Annotated in this window: 10 protein-coding genes and 1 pseudogene; 1 reads left to right on the top strand and 10 read right to left on the bottom strand. The window is 42.8% G+C overall.

Going from position 1 to position 15,202, the window contains the following annotated elements; all coding sequences use genetic code 11:
• Positions 1-80 precede the first annotated feature (80 nt).
• The 4 genes from WBM49_RS03630 to WBM49_RS03615 all read right to left on the bottom strand — a co-directional run bounded on the left by WBM49_RS03630 (position 81) and on the right by WBM49_RS03615 (position 6,700).
• Positions 81-659 carry a superoxide dismutase family protein gene (locus WBM49_RS03630; RefSeq protein WP_424370704.1) on the bottom strand — a complete coding sequence of 193 codons (579 nt, stop codon included), beginning with the start codon at positions 657-659 and terminating at the stop codon, positions 81-83.
• Between the two features lie 132 nt (positions 660-791).
• Entirely contained in the window at positions 792-1,478 is a 687-nt protein-coding gene (locus tag WBM49_RS03625; protein WP_424370703.1) for a DUF2490 domain-containing protein, read from the bottom strand.
• A complete protein-coding gene (locus tag WBM49_RS03620) occupies positions 1,475-3,415 on the bottom strand; it encodes a S9 family peptidase (RefSeq protein ID WP_424370702.1) in 1,941 nt (646 codons plus the stop codon). Before WBM49_RS03620 ends, WBM49_RS03625 begins: the two co-directional genes overlap by 4 nt.
• 60 nt (positions 3,416-3,475) lie before the next feature.
• Entirely contained in the window at positions 3,476-6,700 is a 3,225-nt protein-coding gene (locus tag WBM49_RS03615; RefSeq protein WP_424370701.1) for a VPS10 domain-containing protein, read from the bottom strand.
• 241 nt (positions 6,701-6,941) lie between these two features.
• Between WBM49_RS03615 and WBM49_RS03610 the strand changes: the two genes are divergently transcribed.
• Positions 6,942-7,226: an SdpI family protein gene (locus WBM49_RS03610; protein ID WP_424370700.1), complete on the top strand. Its 285-nt coding sequence runs from the start codon at positions 6,942-6,944 to the stop codon at positions 7,224-7,226.
• Positions 7,227-7,271: 45 nt separating this feature from the next.
• Here the strand turns inward: WBM49_RS03610 and WBM49_RS03605 are convergent, their stop codons facing one another.
• From WBM49_RS03605 to WBM49_RS03580, 6 genes and pseudogenes are all read right to left on the bottom strand, one after another.
• A complete protein-coding gene (locus tag WBM49_RS03605; protein WP_424370699.1) occupies positions 7,272-8,564 on the bottom strand; it encodes a metal-dependent hydrolase family protein in 1,293 nt (430 codons plus the stop codon).
• Between the two features lie 10 nt (positions 8,565-8,574).
• Positions 8,575-9,951: an amidohydrolase family protein gene (locus WBM49_RS03600; protein ID WP_424370698.1), complete on the bottom strand. Its 1,377-nt coding sequence runs from the start codon at positions 9,949-9,951 to the stop codon at positions 8,575-8,577.
• An 82-nt stretch (positions 9,952-10,033) separates the two neighbouring features.
• Complete coding sequence (locus tag WBM49_RS03595; RefSeq protein WP_424370697.1) at positions 10,034-10,801, bottom strand: CDP-alcohol phosphatidyltransferase family protein; 768 nt, start codon at positions 10,799-10,801, stop codon at positions 10,034-10,036.
• Between the two features lie 92 nt (positions 10,802-10,893).
• Positions 10,894-12,519 (bottom strand): M1 family metallopeptidase, encoded by a 1,626-nt coding sequence (locus WBM49_RS03590; protein ID WP_424370696.1) that lies wholly within the window; start codon positions 12,517-12,519, stop codon positions 10,894-10,896.
• Between the two features lie 9 nt (positions 12,520-12,528).
• Positions 12,529-13,857 carry a DUF2268 domain-containing putative Zn-dependent protease gene (locus tag WBM49_RS03585; protein ID WP_424370695.1) on the bottom strand — a complete coding sequence of 443 codons (1,329 nt, stop codon included), beginning with the start codon at positions 13,855-13,857 and terminating at the stop codon, positions 12,529-12,531.
• A gap of 6 nt (positions 13,858-13,863) precedes the next feature.
• Positions 13,864-15,198 (bottom strand): annotated as a pseudogene (locus WBM49_RS03580) (M28 family peptidase).
• Positions 15,199-15,202 lie beyond the last annotated feature (4 nt).

Raw genomic sequence — 15,202 nt, 5'->3', positions numbered from 1 at the left:
GGAAATCCATATAGGTTTCCAGTATCCAAGCTAAAAAAAAGCTGCCATTTGGCAGCTTTATTAATTTTATTGGATGAATATCATTTTATGATACCGGTACAGCTAACTCTGGCTCCGGCGCCACCAGTGGGCTGGGTGGTAAAATCATCAGTTCCTTGATGTACAATCACCGCTTTGCCAACTATATTTTTGTTCTCATCATCACATCCTAAACACCAGAGGTCTGTGGAGAATTCTATCCGGGCATTGCCATTTGCATCTGCTGTTAAATTACCAATATCACCCCTGTGAAATCCACCTTCTTGGCCCCATTGCCCATGAGGTTCTGCAGTTGGGTTCCAATGGCCACCGGTTGAAGTGCCATCTGCTGCGGAACAATCTGCCTTTTCATGAATATGGATAGCGTGTACTCCGGGCGTCAGACCACTAAAGGTTCCTACCATACTTATTTTATCATTTTCTTGAACGAAGGTTACCTCACCAGTAACACCACTTTCACTTTTCGGTTCCATTTTAAAGGAAATCATCTCAACTTCTACTGCTTCTTCCATGGTTTCTTCCATTTCTTCAGCAGCTTCACTGGCCTCCTTTTTTGCCTCCTTACAATTGTAAGATCCTATAAGGATAAGGCCTACTAATACTATTTTTAAATATTTCATATTATTTTTTTTGAATTAACATATAAAGTTAAACAATTATAAGAGGGATGCCAATTTTATGGTTTAAGATTTTAATAGGTCCATAGGTTTGCGATCCCACTTCATAAATCTGCAAAAATGATAAGCGCCTTATTAATTCGGGGACTTCGACTTCCTGCGCAAGTCCGGATTATAGAAAAACCCCACTTGAATTCTATCAAAGTTGGCTTCATTAAAGTGATTCTTCAGATAGCCCAGTTGCAGATTACTATTCTCGGTAATATGCACGCCAATAGCTGCGTATAAGCGATTTTGACCAAATATATCGTCCTGCAGGTTTATAAATACTTCGTCGTATACATTGACAAAAAAGGTATTGGTTAGGGGCAGGGTAAGCTGTAACCTGTACCGTGCCCTGTGCTGCGTATCGGTGGTTTCGCCAAAATCAATAAAGCGCTGCTCTAGCCTATACCGATGTTCAAACAAAAATTGCCCGACCTTATTCTTAAGGATAAGTTGCTGAAAGATCCTGTTTTCTTTGGAATCTATTTCGTTCGGAAATTCTTCAAACGTCCCATCGGTTGCTATATACGCGTATCCAAAGGTTGCTATGGCATCGGGATTTATATGGTAGTTTAGGCCCGTCCTTAGCAGTAGCTGATTAAAATTTCCTGTTGTTTCATAAAATCGAATTTGGGCTTCAGAATGTATACTTAGCTTATCTGAGACCTTATTAGTTCCAAAGTACATATACCAGGCGCCCCAGTCATCTTCTCCCGTATTCTGAGCGAAACCAACAGCACTTATTAAAATAGCAAAACACAGAGTTATTCGTCTCATTCACCTTGGTTGTTTAATTCAATAGATTGCCCGTCTTGTATAGGTTTCCCCTTATCTTCCTTTAAGTAGACATCTAAAAATTCCAAAACTTTGCTATACGCTTCAATTTGATTTTCTTTTTTAACAAAGCCATGGCCTTCGTCCTCAAAGAGTACATATTCTACCGGGACCCCATTCTTCCTAACACCAGCCACAATCTCATCAGATTCTATCTGAAGTACCCGTGGATCCTGAGAGCCCTGTAATACAATCAATGGCTTTGTTACCTTATCGGTGTGAAAAAGAGGTGAGATGGCCCTAAGCCTAACAGAGTCTGCACTATTAGGGTCACCAAGCTCTTTATAAAGGGCATCTTTAAAAGACTCCCACCATGGTGGAATACTTCTAAGTGTTCGGATCCAATTGGTAACACCAAACAAGTTTACCCCTACGGCGAATTCTTCCGGGGTATACGTCAGGGCGGCCATAGTCATATAACCACCATATGACCCGCCTATAATACCGATTTTATCAGGATCTATTTCTGGCTGGGAGGCCAGCCAGTTTTTTCCTTCTACACAATCTTTAAGATCTTTATCCCCATGATTTAAATCGTCCATTTGGTAAAAGGTTTTACCATACCCACTACTACCGCGGTTATTTACGGCAAGGATGGCATACCCATGATTCACCAGGTACTGAATAAAGGAACTAAAGTTTTGTCTGCTTTGTCCGCCCGGACCACCATGCACCCATACAAGCGCGGGCACCTTGTTGGTCTCAGATGCCTGATGAGGCTTGTAGTAAATGGCCGGTACTTCCAGGCCATCAAAAGAGCTAAATCTAATTACTTCAGCATTTACCAGATCTTGCCGTTGAATCTCTTTGTTGAGCACATCCGTTAGCTCAGTTTGCTCTTTGGTCTCAATGTTATAGACATAAAGGTCAGAAGGTGCATTGGATCCGCCTGCATAAAATCTCATAAGACTTTCATCATCGGAAAAGGCCACATCTGTGATATCCATCTCCCCAATAGCGGGTAATGCCATCAGTTGGCCCGTAGCAACCTCCATAACTTCAATACTATTCTTAGCATCTTCGTTGATATAGGTTACCCTGTATTTTCCATTCTCTGTGAAATAAGATCCCACTATGTCCCATTCTTTTTCCAATACCTTCTCGCGCGTGCCTGAAGTTACATCGTACCTCATCAGATATGAAAATTCAGAACCCTCATCAGTAGTATATAAAAAGCCGGTATTGTCTAAAGTGAAATCCTGGGCACTATTGGCACTTTGATTTTCATTTATTTTGATCAGTATTTCATCATCCAGATTGTATAAATACAGATCACTATCATTGGTATTAATAGATTTGCTCAAGGCTACATATTTCTCATCATGAGAGATGGCTTCAAGATTATACCCCTCATCATTCTGATAGATGAGGGTAGGGGTAAAAGTAGCCAGGTCCATTTTATACAGATCTGTATACCTGTTGTCTCGCTGATTGGAGCCAAAAAATAAACTTTTATCATCGTTGGCCCATCGGTAAAACAATGACCTGCTGCCTTCAAAAGGTGTAAGATCTCTATGGGATCCATCTCTATCCCTGAGATAGATATGATAGATTTCATCTCCATTATTATCCATTCGAAACAACATCCGTTCGTCTTCCGGAAAATAAGAGATCGCAAATACAGAAGAACTGTCCGATTGCGTCACAGGCTGAAGTTCTCCTCCCGCTGTGGCAATGGTGTACATATTATAAATCCCAGATCTGTTACTGGTAACCAGTAATTTGGATAGATCTGGTGAAAAACTCCCACCCCCTACATTCTCATTATCCATCATTTGTTCAATAGTGTAGGATTTTAGATTTTGGACGATGGTATCTTCCTTATTTTCCTTGCAATTCCAAAGAATTACGAGCATCAGTAAGAGACTAATTTTTTTCATGATCATCTTTTTAGATTTAATCTTTATTGTTAGGTATTGTAACGGTTTTTCTACCAAGACTTAATCCATTGTAATGGATGCAGTTTCCTTAAACTTTGAGATACTAAGGGGCTCTATGGTGTCCTTGTAGTTTTTCCAGTCTTCCCTAAAAAAGGTATTGGTCTTCTCCAAAGCCCCCTTTAGGTCTGCTTCCGCGAATTCTATGAGTCGGGTCTCAGTTTCCGTGATCCCGGTTTTTCGCGATCTTACATATTGGTAGGCATTCCCAATTCTCCTTGTAACAGTAAGCTCCGGATTGCGGGTAATTCCTTGTCTTTTGTCTTCTTTTCCCAGATAGATATCTATAAGTCCATCAATTTTCTTTGAAATATCCTTAGAAGCCTTGATGGCATCCTTAAATGCTTCTTTATCTAGCTCTTTAAGTTCCTTTTGATATTCGTCTGCCACTTTTTTACTTTCTGCAAGTTGTTTAACGGCATTGGCTGCGGTCTGGGTAAAGCTTTCCAGTTTTTTACTGGCTTCATAGACTTCGTTGATGACTCCTGCTGAGGTATCCAATCGTGGATCGGAAGCAACTGTGATCATGGTTTCATCCGATGCTTCACCCAAGGAAACAACCAGCTTGTAGGTACCCGGTTTTACATTTACCCCACCGGCTTCTCTGTTTCGCTTTCGGATGGTACGCGAGGGCCTGTCCGGACCTTTTTCGTCCATATTCCAATAGACCCTGTGGAAACCTGCCTTTTCTGGTGTTTTGAATTTTAAGGTCCTTATCAGTTTATCCGCGTTGTAGATCTGAACTTGTACGGAGTCTTTTGTTTTTTCCGTTTCATTTCCTTCTCCGTTTTCATCTTCTTTGGCCTCATCGTCTTCTTCCTTCCCTTCATCAGACTCTTTCTTTGACACTTCCTTTTTATATCCATCCTTTAAGAAAAAGGTGATCATTGCACCTTCCTTCCGGTTTTCTGCATTAAATAGGGCATCGGCTCCAAAACGGCTACCGGTGGGTTGCTGATAGGCTGCCTGGTAAGCGGTAGGCGGATCGAATACTTTAATATCCCTCAGCAGTATCCCCGGATCTGCCGCAACAGCTCGCAGGGGCCTTATATCATCTAACACCCAGGCGGCACGCCCAAAAGTTCCAATAACAAGATCTTGCTCCCTTGGGTGTATTGCAAGGTCCTTGGTGGAGACGGTAGGAAACCCTTCTGTCCATTTTTGCCATTTTTTAGTTCCATCGAAGGATACATATAGTCCGTCGTCTGTGCCAAGGAATACAAGATTCGGATTTTCCGGATCCTCTACAATAGAAAGCGTATAGCTTTGAACATCATTCTGATCTACGATCCGTTCCCAGGTCTTCCCGTAATCCCTCGTTCTAAAGGCATACGGAGTGTAATTAAACCTTCTGTAATCATTTGCGATAAGGTATGCTTCGCCCAGGTTTTTAGTAGCCCTGATCTGCGGGATCCAACTACCTTTAGGGAGTCCTTTTATGTTTTGGGTAACTTCTGTCCAATTCGCACCGCCATTCTGGGTAATATGTACCCGTCCGTCATCGGTTCCAACCCACAGCATATTTCTTTCTACCGGGGAGGGTTCAATGACCAAGATAGTGCAGTGGTTTTCCGCACCGGTTGCATCCATGGTGAGTCCTCCACTTTCACTTTGCTTAAGTTTTTCAGGATCGTTAGTGGTCATATCCGGGGAGATCACTTCCCAGGTAAGGCCCTTATTGGTGCTTTTATGTACAAACTGACTGCCAAAATACACGGTATTAGTGTCAAACGGATCTTGTCCGATACCCGCATTCCAGTTAAATCTCAATTCGGTGGTGGCATCTGGTGGGGTAGGACGTACGGTGTAGTTATTCCCGGTGATATGATCGTACCTGCTAACAAATCCCTGCTGACTCATCGCATAGCCGTAACGCGAATCCTCTTTGTCCGGTACCACGTCAAATCCATCGCCAAAGGCAATCTCCTGCCAATAGCTATTGCGAATTCCCTGGTCTTTCCAGACATAGGCCGGGCCGCGCCATGAACCATTATCCTGCATGCCCCCATAGACATTATAGGGAAATTCATTATCTGTGCTGATATGGTAGAACTGACCCACGGGTAGGTTCCCTATAAACCGCCAACTGTCACCTCTATCCCTTGTGATATTCATCCCTCCGTCATTTCCATCGATCATAAAGCTCCCATCTTCGGGATGGATCCACCAGGCATGATGATCCGGATGTACTCCATTGGCGACCCCATAGGCCGGCATTAATTCAGTAAAATTTTTACCTCCGTCTTCTGAAACATTCACATAGGTAAAGACCGAATAGACCCTGTTCTCATTTTGTGGATCCACATAGATCTCGGAATAGTAAAACGGTCTGTTCCCAATATCACTTTTGTTATTGATCATTTTCCATTTAAATCCGCCATCCTCGGATTTGTAGAGCGCATTCTTCTTAGCTTCCACCAGTGCATAGACCACCGAAGGTTTACTGCGGGCAACTGCAACACCTATCCTCCCCAATTCCCCTTTGGGAAAGCCTTCTTCTTCGCCTATCTTTTTCCAATTATCCCCTCCGTCGTGCGTCATATAAAGTCCACTTCCTGCACCTCCGGATTTAAAGAACCAGGGATCTCTTTTGTGTTCCCACATAGCGGCAAATAGTTTATTTGGATTCGTTGGGTCCATTATCAGGTCGGCAACCCCCGTCCGGTTATTCACAAAAAGTACTTTGGACCACGACTTGCCGCCGTCTGTTGTTTTAAAGACCCCACGTTCCGGATGTTCCCCCCAGGGAGAACCTATGGCCCCCACATATACTGTGTTAGGATCTGCAGGATCTATAATAATCCTGTGAATATGTCTCGTTTTTTCCAATCCCATGGCCATCCATGTCTTGCCACCGTCGAGCGACTTATAGACCCCATAACCTCCGTTGAGGCTATTCCTTGGATTTCCTTCTCCTGTCCCTACCCAGATAACCGAAGGATTGCTTTGTTGGATGGCTACCGCACCGATAGAGGCAGTTACTTCCTTGTCAAAGACCGGATTCCAGGTAATTCCACCTGAGGATGATTTCCACAACCCGCCTGAGGCGGTACCCACGTACATAAGATCCGGATCGGTGTGGACCACATCAATGGCTGTTACCCTTCCACTCATGCCGCCAGGGCCTATGTTTCGTGGTTTTAGGTCCTGGACCAGGTCCATTTTAAAATCTTGTGCAAAGAGGGAGACAGATGCCAACAGCATCACTGAGAGTAAACTTTTTTTCATAGTTGGTGTTCGTTCGAAGTTAGATTGTTAAATATACCAAAATCACTCCTTGCAACTCTTAAAGAGTTGTTAATGAAGTAGAGTATATTTTTTAAATTAATTCCGGATAAAGAAACTCCGCAGACACAAGATTGGAATCTAAATTTAATGGATAAGCTATATATTTACAGCAAAAGCAACGATGACCTTTTCTAATAGCTTATTTCTGGGATGCCTTTTTGTGGGAATAGCCTTCTTACTAATGGGAAATTTACTCAGGATTTTTCCGCCTAAAAAAGTAAACAGATGGTATGGGTACAGGACGTCCTCTTCAATGAGATCTCAGGAACGATGGGACTTTGCCCAGATAATAGCCGCCAAGGAAATGATCAAACAAGGTTTTCTGCTTACATTGTTTGGAATCTTTACAGGGTTCTTCTTTCATTTTGATGAAATGACCAATGTAATCCTAATTGTGTCCTTGGTTTTGGTTAGCAGTATCGCTATGATCTACTTTACAGAAAGAGCCCTGAAAAAGAATTTCTGAATTGCTTTGGCAAGGCATGGAAGAGGCCAAGAACAGCTTACATCACTAATTTTCCTGTTTTAGTATTTCCCCATCCTTCATAACCATCTTTATGTTTTTTATGGCCAATATATCCTTAGAAGGATCTCCTTTTACAGCAATTAGATCTGCCAGATAGCCTTGTCTAATCTGTCCCAGATTGTTTAAATGAAAAACCTTTGCATTTACACTAGTAGCGGTCTTTAAAACCTCCAGTGGTTGCATGCCGTAAGAGACCATTAATTGCATCTCCCGGTAGTTCTCTCCGTGGGGAAAGACCCCTACATCACCTCCAAATACTATGGTAACTCCTGATTTTAGCGCAAGGTTAAACGAGATTTTCTTCGCTTTAATCCTATCGGGTTCACTTTCTTTTTCTTTATCCCAACCCATGTATTGTTCAATGGCATCACCAGCAGCCAGGGTAGGGCATAAGGCCACATTATTTTTTTTCATTAATTCAAAGATCTCAAGAGTGCCCCCGTCTCCGTGCTCAATAGTTTCTACACCCGCCATTATGGCGCGGCGCATACCTTCTGGGGTACTGGCGTGCGCTACTACATAGCTCCCTGCAGATGTAGCGGTAGCTACCATAGCTTCCAGCTCCTGAGGTAAAAACGTTGGCTGAGAAGGAGCGCCCGGGGTCCATCTGTAGTCTGCATAAACCTTGATAAAGGAAGCGCCATTCCCAAGTTGCCTGCGCACCGTCTTAATAACCTCATCTATACCACTGGCAGTTTCGGCTCCCAAAGGTACGCTTACACCATCGTGAAAACCCTTTGGGCCGTATGCCCCTGTAGCAACAATGGCAGGACCTGCCACCAGTAATCGGGGTCCGGGAATGATCCCTTCATCTATGGTCTTTTTTAAATAAACATCCGTGTATCCCGCTCCTTCTGCACCCAGATCGCGCATAGTGGTGATGCCGGCCATTAGAGAATTCCTGGCATGGACAACTCCCCTAATAGCTCTTTCTGCTGGAGATTCCTTTAAGACCTGGTCATTCCAGGATGTTTCATTATATGGATGTAACAAGAGATGAGAATGACCCTCAATAATGCCGGGCATCAATGTCATACCAGGAAGGGAAATTTTTGTTACGCCTTTTGATCCCTTAAATCCTTCAGGGGTGCCTGCGTAGGTTATTATGTTTCCGGTAATAGTAACAACCCATCCTGAATGCATCGTCTCACCATCAAATACGCGATCTGGTACCAATAGGGTTTGACCAAGACCGTGAAAGAAGGTAAAGAAAAAGACTGCAACAGATATTTTTTTTAAAACCGATGTTAACACAATGAGATGTTTAAAGAATTTCATATCCATCTGATTATTGATTTTCTGCATGTGACGCGATGACCTTAAGTTTTTTGTCGATGGTTTTCCGATCTATCCACCTGCCCGCGATCATTACACCCTCTAATTTTTTTAGTGCTTGCATATCTTCCAGCGGATTTCCCCCTAAAAGCAACAAGTCTGCAGCCAAGCCTTCCTTTATTTGTCCGAATTCTTCTTGGCGTTCAAAATAAATAGCCGGATTCATAGTGCCACTTTGAAGGATCTGAAGCGGAGATAATCCAGCATGGAGCATTCCTTCTATTTCGTGATGAATAGAGAAGCCCGGGACATTGAATAATTGAGGGGCGTCTGACCCTAGTAGCATTCCGTGTCCGTTTTCTTGTAAAGCCTTGATCAACTGAAGTCGGATTGCATTAAATCGCTCCCATTGAACTTCACTAAAACCTGTGTCTTTTCCCATGGATTGTTCTTTACGGATCTTCCAGTTAGTGAGGGTGGTCACCGGCATATAGCTCATTTCCGGCTCTCTTAATAGTTGGTCTGATGAAACCGGGGCAAACCAACGCTCAAAGAGACTTTGAGTAGGGACTATCCATACCTTATTCTTCTTGGATAATCCAACCAGGGAGGGGATCAGCGTAGTATCGGCCAGCATAGTAAAATCATACCCAAAAAATCCATTTTCTCTTGGATTTACATGGGCGCTCTCAGGAACAAGGCCTTCCAAAAACCCATCTACGTGATCAATAGAAGAGTAGCCGCTATTCAATGCATGGCGTATACCCACATCTACAGGTACATGACCTGCAAAGGGAATATTTACCTCGTTTGCAGTCATTACTATCTGATCGAATACCGGTCTTAAAATACCAGGGTGAATTTTTAGAAAGTCGTACCCATCTTGCTGATACTGTGTAACCTTGGCTTTAGCTTCCTCCGGGGTCCTTACGGTGTTGCCATTAAGCGATGGGCTGGAGGTAAAGATTCTGGGACCCAGTACCTCGCCTTTAGCCACCATTTTTTTAAGTTCGAGGTGCGATGGGTGCCCCAACATTCCTCGGATAGTTGTGATACCATTAGAGAGGTATAAAAAAAGGATGTCTTCCAATGATTCTTTTGAGACCGGTGGGGAAGGAATATGAGCATGCATTTCCGATAAACCAGGTATCAGGAACTTGCCTTTCCCGTCAATTACTGTTTGATAAGAATTTAAATCCTTGACCGACGTTAGAATTCGTCTGATCTTACCAGAGTCTATCTCAACAAATTGATGTTCTAATATATTTCCGCTAGACACCTCTATGATGGAAACATCTGAAATAAGAGTGCCCGATGTTATCTTTTGCTCGGGTGTTGGTTGGCATGATCCCAGAAGGATTACACAAATAAGGATAAAAAGTCGTTGCATTGCAATAGTTATTTATAGGTGAACAAGGTTGTCCTTTAGCTTGGAAACGCTTGTGTTCTGTGAAAAGGTAAGGTAGAAAGAATTACCGATTTAGAAACCTTCTCAATCCTATAAAAATGAAAATTAAAAGAGAAAAACCAATAAAAAAAGGAATGATATAGTCCTTCAGATCAAAAACCAGCATCCCGCCTATTATCAATAGTTGGAAACCAAGACCAAATGTTGATACGGTTGTCATAAACCACTTCGGTAATTCTTTGCCCTCAACTGCTTCCCGATCCAAACGGTAAATTATCTTATCAAATGGACCATAGAAAAAATGATAGATATTGAAAAGTAGGGTTACATGTTGTTGTTTTTCCCCTGCCATGGCCTTGGGAACTTCATTTTCAAATACTCTACTGGTGGTATCGCCATTGAATCTGTTACGCAGTATTACATAGTAATAATTGTATAGGGTACCTTGTAATTGAAGCCCGAATAATGCAAGGATTGTAAAGATTACGGATCCTTCGGTTACATACCAGATGGTTGTTAAAAGAAGGATGTTTAAGATAATATCGGAGATAGAATCCAGGTAACGACCTGTATATGAAGGGGTTTTCTTTAATCGGGCCAATTCGCCATCGGCGGCATCTAGTATAGATTTTATCACTAACAATACGGCCGCTGCCCAGTAGTATTGTAATAATATACAAATGGTAGCCATAATGCCACATACAACAAAACTGAGCGTAATATGGATGGGGGTTGCGGAGGTATTTTTAAGTAAAATGGCTATTTTTTTTCCTGCAGGTCTTCCATAATCTGAAAGGTCTACAAAGCGATGTTTCTTTGGTAATTTAGACATGATAGGAACGGCATCTTCACTCGAAATTTACTAAGAACGATAACACGCTGGCTTAGTGAGAGCAGAAAATGATTGTGCAAAGGTATCTTATTTTAATTTAACCTTTTGGCTTTGATATAAAGGTTCTTATCTACGACCATTTGGGCTGCCTTAGATAGTTTATCGTTTTTCCAGTCCGTTGTTGGAAAAAGCCAATGGGTAGTATCCCCAATGAAAATACGCACCGGCATATCAAAGTCCGGGACAACATCGGTATACCTGTATGTAATAGTATCTTCTTCTATTTTATATAGGAGCGTTGGGATCTTATTTGTCCTCAGATATTGGTTAAAAAAGGCAGTGAGATCTATTCCTGTGTGCTCGCTGAGATAATTTTCAATTTGATCAGTGGTGACGGTTTGATGATAAAATTCTGAATTCAGTCCGCGCAGAATCCCCCGCCATTTATCATCGTCTTCCAGCAATTGTCTGAGGGTGTGAAGCATATTGGCGCCTTTGTAATACATATCGCCAGAACCTGATTTATTAACGCCATACGGACCAATGACAGGCCGGTCATTCCGAATATTTCGGCGGGTGCCCACAACATATTCGGATGATGCGGTCTTGCCCTCGTGATAATCCAGGTAAAGATTTTCTGAATAGGCTGTAAAGCCCTCATGGACCCACATATCTGCCATATCCTTATACGTAATACTATTGGCGAACCACTCGTGGCCGGATTCGTGAATAATAATAAAGTCGAATGTCATTCCCCATCCGGAACCAGACAGGTCATAGCCCAGATAGCCATTTTGGTATTTGTTTCCATAGGTAATAGAACTCTGATGTTCCATACCCAGATAGGGTACCTCAACCAACTTATAGCTGTCCTCATAGAAGGGATAGGGTCCGAACCAATATTCAAAGGCTTCCAGCATAAGGGGTACTTGTTTGAATTGTTCCTTGGCCTTTTCCAAATTTTCTTTTAGCACATAGTAAGAAATCTCTAAAGGACCCTTTTCGCCGGCGTAGGTCTCTTCATATGAGGTATAGTCGGCAATATTTACATTCACTCCGTAATTATTGATGGGGTTCGCAACATACCAGTCGTATGTCTTGCTGTCTTCTTGCTCATGAACCTGTTTAAGTTTGCCATTGGCCACTGCCACCAGATCCTTGGGCACGGTAACCCGGATGGCCATGCTGTCTACCTCATCGTACATATGATCCTTGTTGGGCCACCAAGAACTGGCCCCCAGACCCTGACAGGAGGTGGCAACAAAAGGCTTACCGTTAGAATCTTCACGCCATGAAAAGCCTCCATCCCAGGGGGCCCTTATCGCTTCCCGGGGATTTCCGGAGTAATTGATCAAAATTTCATTGAGGTCACCCACCTGCTGAGGTTTATCCAGGCTTATAAAATGTGAATAACCCTTGGTTGTGTAGCTCAAAGGTTTTCCATCTTGAAATATGCTTAAGATCTTCATGGGTTGTTGCAGGTCTATTTGCATAAGCTGAGATGGTTTCAACACCTTATAGCGAACTAGATTAGACCCTTCAATAAACTTATTATCCGGATCTACCTTTAGCTGCAGGTCATAGAAAGTAAGATCCCACCAGGCTCTTTCCGGAGTGATACTGCCGCGAAGGCTATCTTGCTGTGTAAACAGCTGTGCATGCCCATTATGGGCCAGTAAAACACTCAAAAGCAGGATGCAAAAACGGCTGTATTTCATGTTATTCGTTTAGATAGATGGGTCTATTATCAAAAGATACCCGTAATCGCTGGCCTCCAGAATAGATCGCATATCATTTGTGGTAAGAAGCGCTTCCAGGGCTTTAGTCTTATCTGAAGCATTTTGATAATACGACTTTGAAATAAGGTAGCCCAGGGCATATCCCAGGTCGTTTGGCCTGTCTTCAATAGATCCACCATTGTACATCCAATTAGAAAGATCATCTGAATACAATTCTCGTTGGAGGTCCTCGGATATTGCCTTAAAATTTTCCGGAATTTTCAAATATTCCAATTGGGTAGTTTGTATGGGATCTCCTGTTGTAAGCTCTACCAGGAAATCACAGACCCCTTCTTCAATGATCTTGTTAAGTACTTTATCCTTGTTTTCAGTATCGCCGTAATTTTGCTGAAAATGCATCAATTCATGAAGAATGAGTTGGGGAAGTTTGTTTATTTCCATGATGGCCTCTTTTTGCCATTCACTTAATTCTGTAACTGGCATTGTATCGGACCTTCCGTACATATCCCCTCCAATATACAATCCCATTTCGGAAGCGGTACCACCGGAATTTAACAAGCCGGGCACCATAAAGACCTTAGGGAACACCGCACTGGGATACAAGGATTTAAAAGACTCCATGGCCAGGGCAGTTTGTTTCTTTAGTCCCTCCAGATCTTGGTTCTTTAAATATTTCTGCAGATAGCTATAGTAAGCCGGGGAGCCATTGATCATTTGTCCGTACATATTTTCAACATTGTAATAGCGGATAGCGAAATAGTCTCTGATCTCCGGAGGCCCTGATAGAATAAACTCCTTTAAATAGATTTTGGCACTATCGGGATTAGCTTTTGCTCGTTCAAAATAGGGCCAGAATTGATCCATTGACCTCATTTCCAGGGTAAAATTTGAAATATTATGGAGTCTTGTTTTCAAAGAATCGAGACGTTTTTGAAGATGTTTCACCTCCTTGGTTTTCATGTCTTTAAGGCCTGGGTATTGTTTTAAGATGGTGGGATTGGCCATTCCGTAATCCAGGGCCTTGTGGATGTAAAACACCGTAGAGTCTAGTTTATCTGAAAGTTGATACAGGGAGGCAGCTTCCATGTAGAGCTCCGACGAATTCAGGTCCCTGTTTGCGATAATGATCTCTCTTGCAATATCATCAAAGCGATTGGCACGCTCCATTTTCTCGTAATCCTCAAAGAGGATGTTGAGGTCAGGAAGGTAGCCTGCAATAGTGGGGGGAGTAGTTTCTTTCTGTTCTGGTCCACAACCAAAGAGCAGCATACATAGGCCCCCCAAAAGTCCTTTAGTTATAAAGCGATTTGCGGTCATATTACCTTAGTTCCGGAAAATACCATTGGGAAACACAACCGGACTTTCAAATCCTTCTGCACTCACCGCGGCAACCCCAAAGAAATAATTATCTATAACGATCCCTTCCAGGGCGAACTCATCAATATCACCCACCAGCCTGCTGTGATCCCAGGTAGGGGAGGTAGTATCTCGCCAGTAGATCTTGTAAGCGACTGCGCCTTCTGACTTGCTCCATTTTAAAATAGCAGACGGGGCAACGATCCCCCCGATCTGAACTTCTTTAGGGGCAGGAGGTGCCCAGGCCAGAGAGGCCAGATTAATAGCGTTCACGGCAGTCAGTTTCTTGGCGTATTCGAAATTTACGTGTTCCAATACGTCACCATATGCTGTCCCATCCTCAAGACGTATATCCTGATGTTGTTGGGTGTAATTTTCATGGGCCTCCATGATCCTGATGCCCGGAAAACCTTCGTCATTGAAAGGTCTGTGATGCCCTCCTCTGCCAAATCTGTCCAGACGGTAAATAAGCATTGGGTTCATTTCGGGCATATAGGTCCTTGTGGTCTTGTGAATATAGCGGGCCAATTGCCTTGAAATTCCATCTACCTCACCTCCATAAAATCTTCGTGCATTTCGCTCACGCTCCGTTTCAGTAGGAGGAACAGGTTCCGAGAAGATCCTGAAATCGCGATTGCTTATCACACCATCTACTCCTGTAATATTACCTATCATATCATTGTTTAAAACCCCAATAATGTCCCATCCTTTTTCTTTGGCAAATGCCGCCAGGAATTTACCCCCATCCAATCCCTGTTCTTAGCCAGATAAGCCGACATAAATAATACTATTGTCAAAATTGTATTTGGACAGTACCCTTGCAGCCTCCATAGTGCCTGCCATTCCACTGGCATTGTCATTGGCCCCCGGAGATTCTGAGGTGTAATCAGTTGGGTCACTAACCCTGGAATCTATATCTCCACTCATAATGACGTAGCGATCCGGGTATTTGGTGCCTTTTTGGATGGCTAAGACGTTTACCACCTTCACATCTTTAACTATCCGCTGATTATCCCCTTTTTTTACCAGGGTTTGATGATAAAATACATCCAGGCAATTGCTGCATGATACCGATATATTATCGAACTCACTTTTTATCCAACGCCTGGCCGCGCCAATTCCCCGTGTTGAAGAAAGGGTATCACTAAGGGTATGGCGCGTACCAAAATTTGTCAGTTGGGTGACATCGGCTTTAATACGTTCCGAAGAAACGGTATCAATGATGTCGTAAATGTCCTTAGAGGATTGCCCATACGAAAACTGTAAAGAGATGATCAGGACAGGAATAAATAGATATTTCATAGTA

The sequence above is a fragment of the Muriicola sp. genome, from assembly GCF_049669965.1.
Lineage (GTDB): Bacteria > Bacteroidota > Bacteroidia > Flavobacteriales > Flavobacteriaceae > Muriicola.
The sequence above is the reverse complement of the archived record's forward strand: the minus strand, read 5'-3'. Positions and strand labels throughout refer to the sequence as shown.

What these genes read in the sequence shown, in the direction of transcription:
- WBM49_RS03630 (WP_424370704.1), bottom strand. Translation starts at nt 659, where the DNA reads ATGAAATATTTAAAAATAGTATTAGTAGGCCTTATCCTTATAGGATCT.
- WBM49_RS03625 (WP_424370703.1), bottom strand. Translation starts at nt 1,478, where the DNA reads ATGAGACGAATAACTCTGTGTTTTGCTATTTTAATAAGTGCTGTTGGT.
- WBM49_RS03620 (WP_424370702.1), bottom strand. Translation starts at nt 3,415, where the DNA reads ATGAAAAAAATTAGTCTCTTACTGATGCTCGTAATTCTTTGGAATTGC.
- WBM49_RS03615 (WP_424370701.1), bottom strand. Translation starts at nt 6,700, where the DNA reads ATGAAAAAAAGTTTACTCTCAGTGATGCTGTTGGCATCTGTCTCCCTC.
- WBM49_RS03610 (WP_424370700.1), top strand. Translation starts at nt 6,942, where the DNA reads ATGGGAAATTTACTCAGGATTTTTCCGCCTAAAAAAGTAAACAGATGG.
- WBM49_RS03605 (WP_424370699.1), bottom strand. Translation starts at nt 8,564, where the DNA reads ATGAAATTCTTTAAACATCTCATTGTGTTAACATCGGTTTTAAAAAAA.
- WBM49_RS03600 (WP_424370698.1), bottom strand. Translation starts at nt 9,951, where the DNA reads ATGCAACGACTTTTTATCCTTATTTGTGTAATCCTTCTGGGATCATGC.
- WBM49_RS03595 (WP_424370697.1), bottom strand. Translation starts at nt 10,801, where the DNA reads ATGTCTAAATTACCAAAGAAACATCGCTTTGTAGACCTTTCAGATTAT.
- WBM49_RS03590 (WP_424370696.1), bottom strand. Translation starts at nt 12,519, where the DNA reads ATGAAATACAGCCGTTTTTGCATCCTGCTTTTGAGTGTTTTACTGGCC.
- WBM49_RS03585 (WP_424370695.1), bottom strand. Translation starts at nt 13,857, where the DNA reads ATGACCGCAAATCGCTTTATAACTAAAGGACTTTTGGGGGGCCTATGT.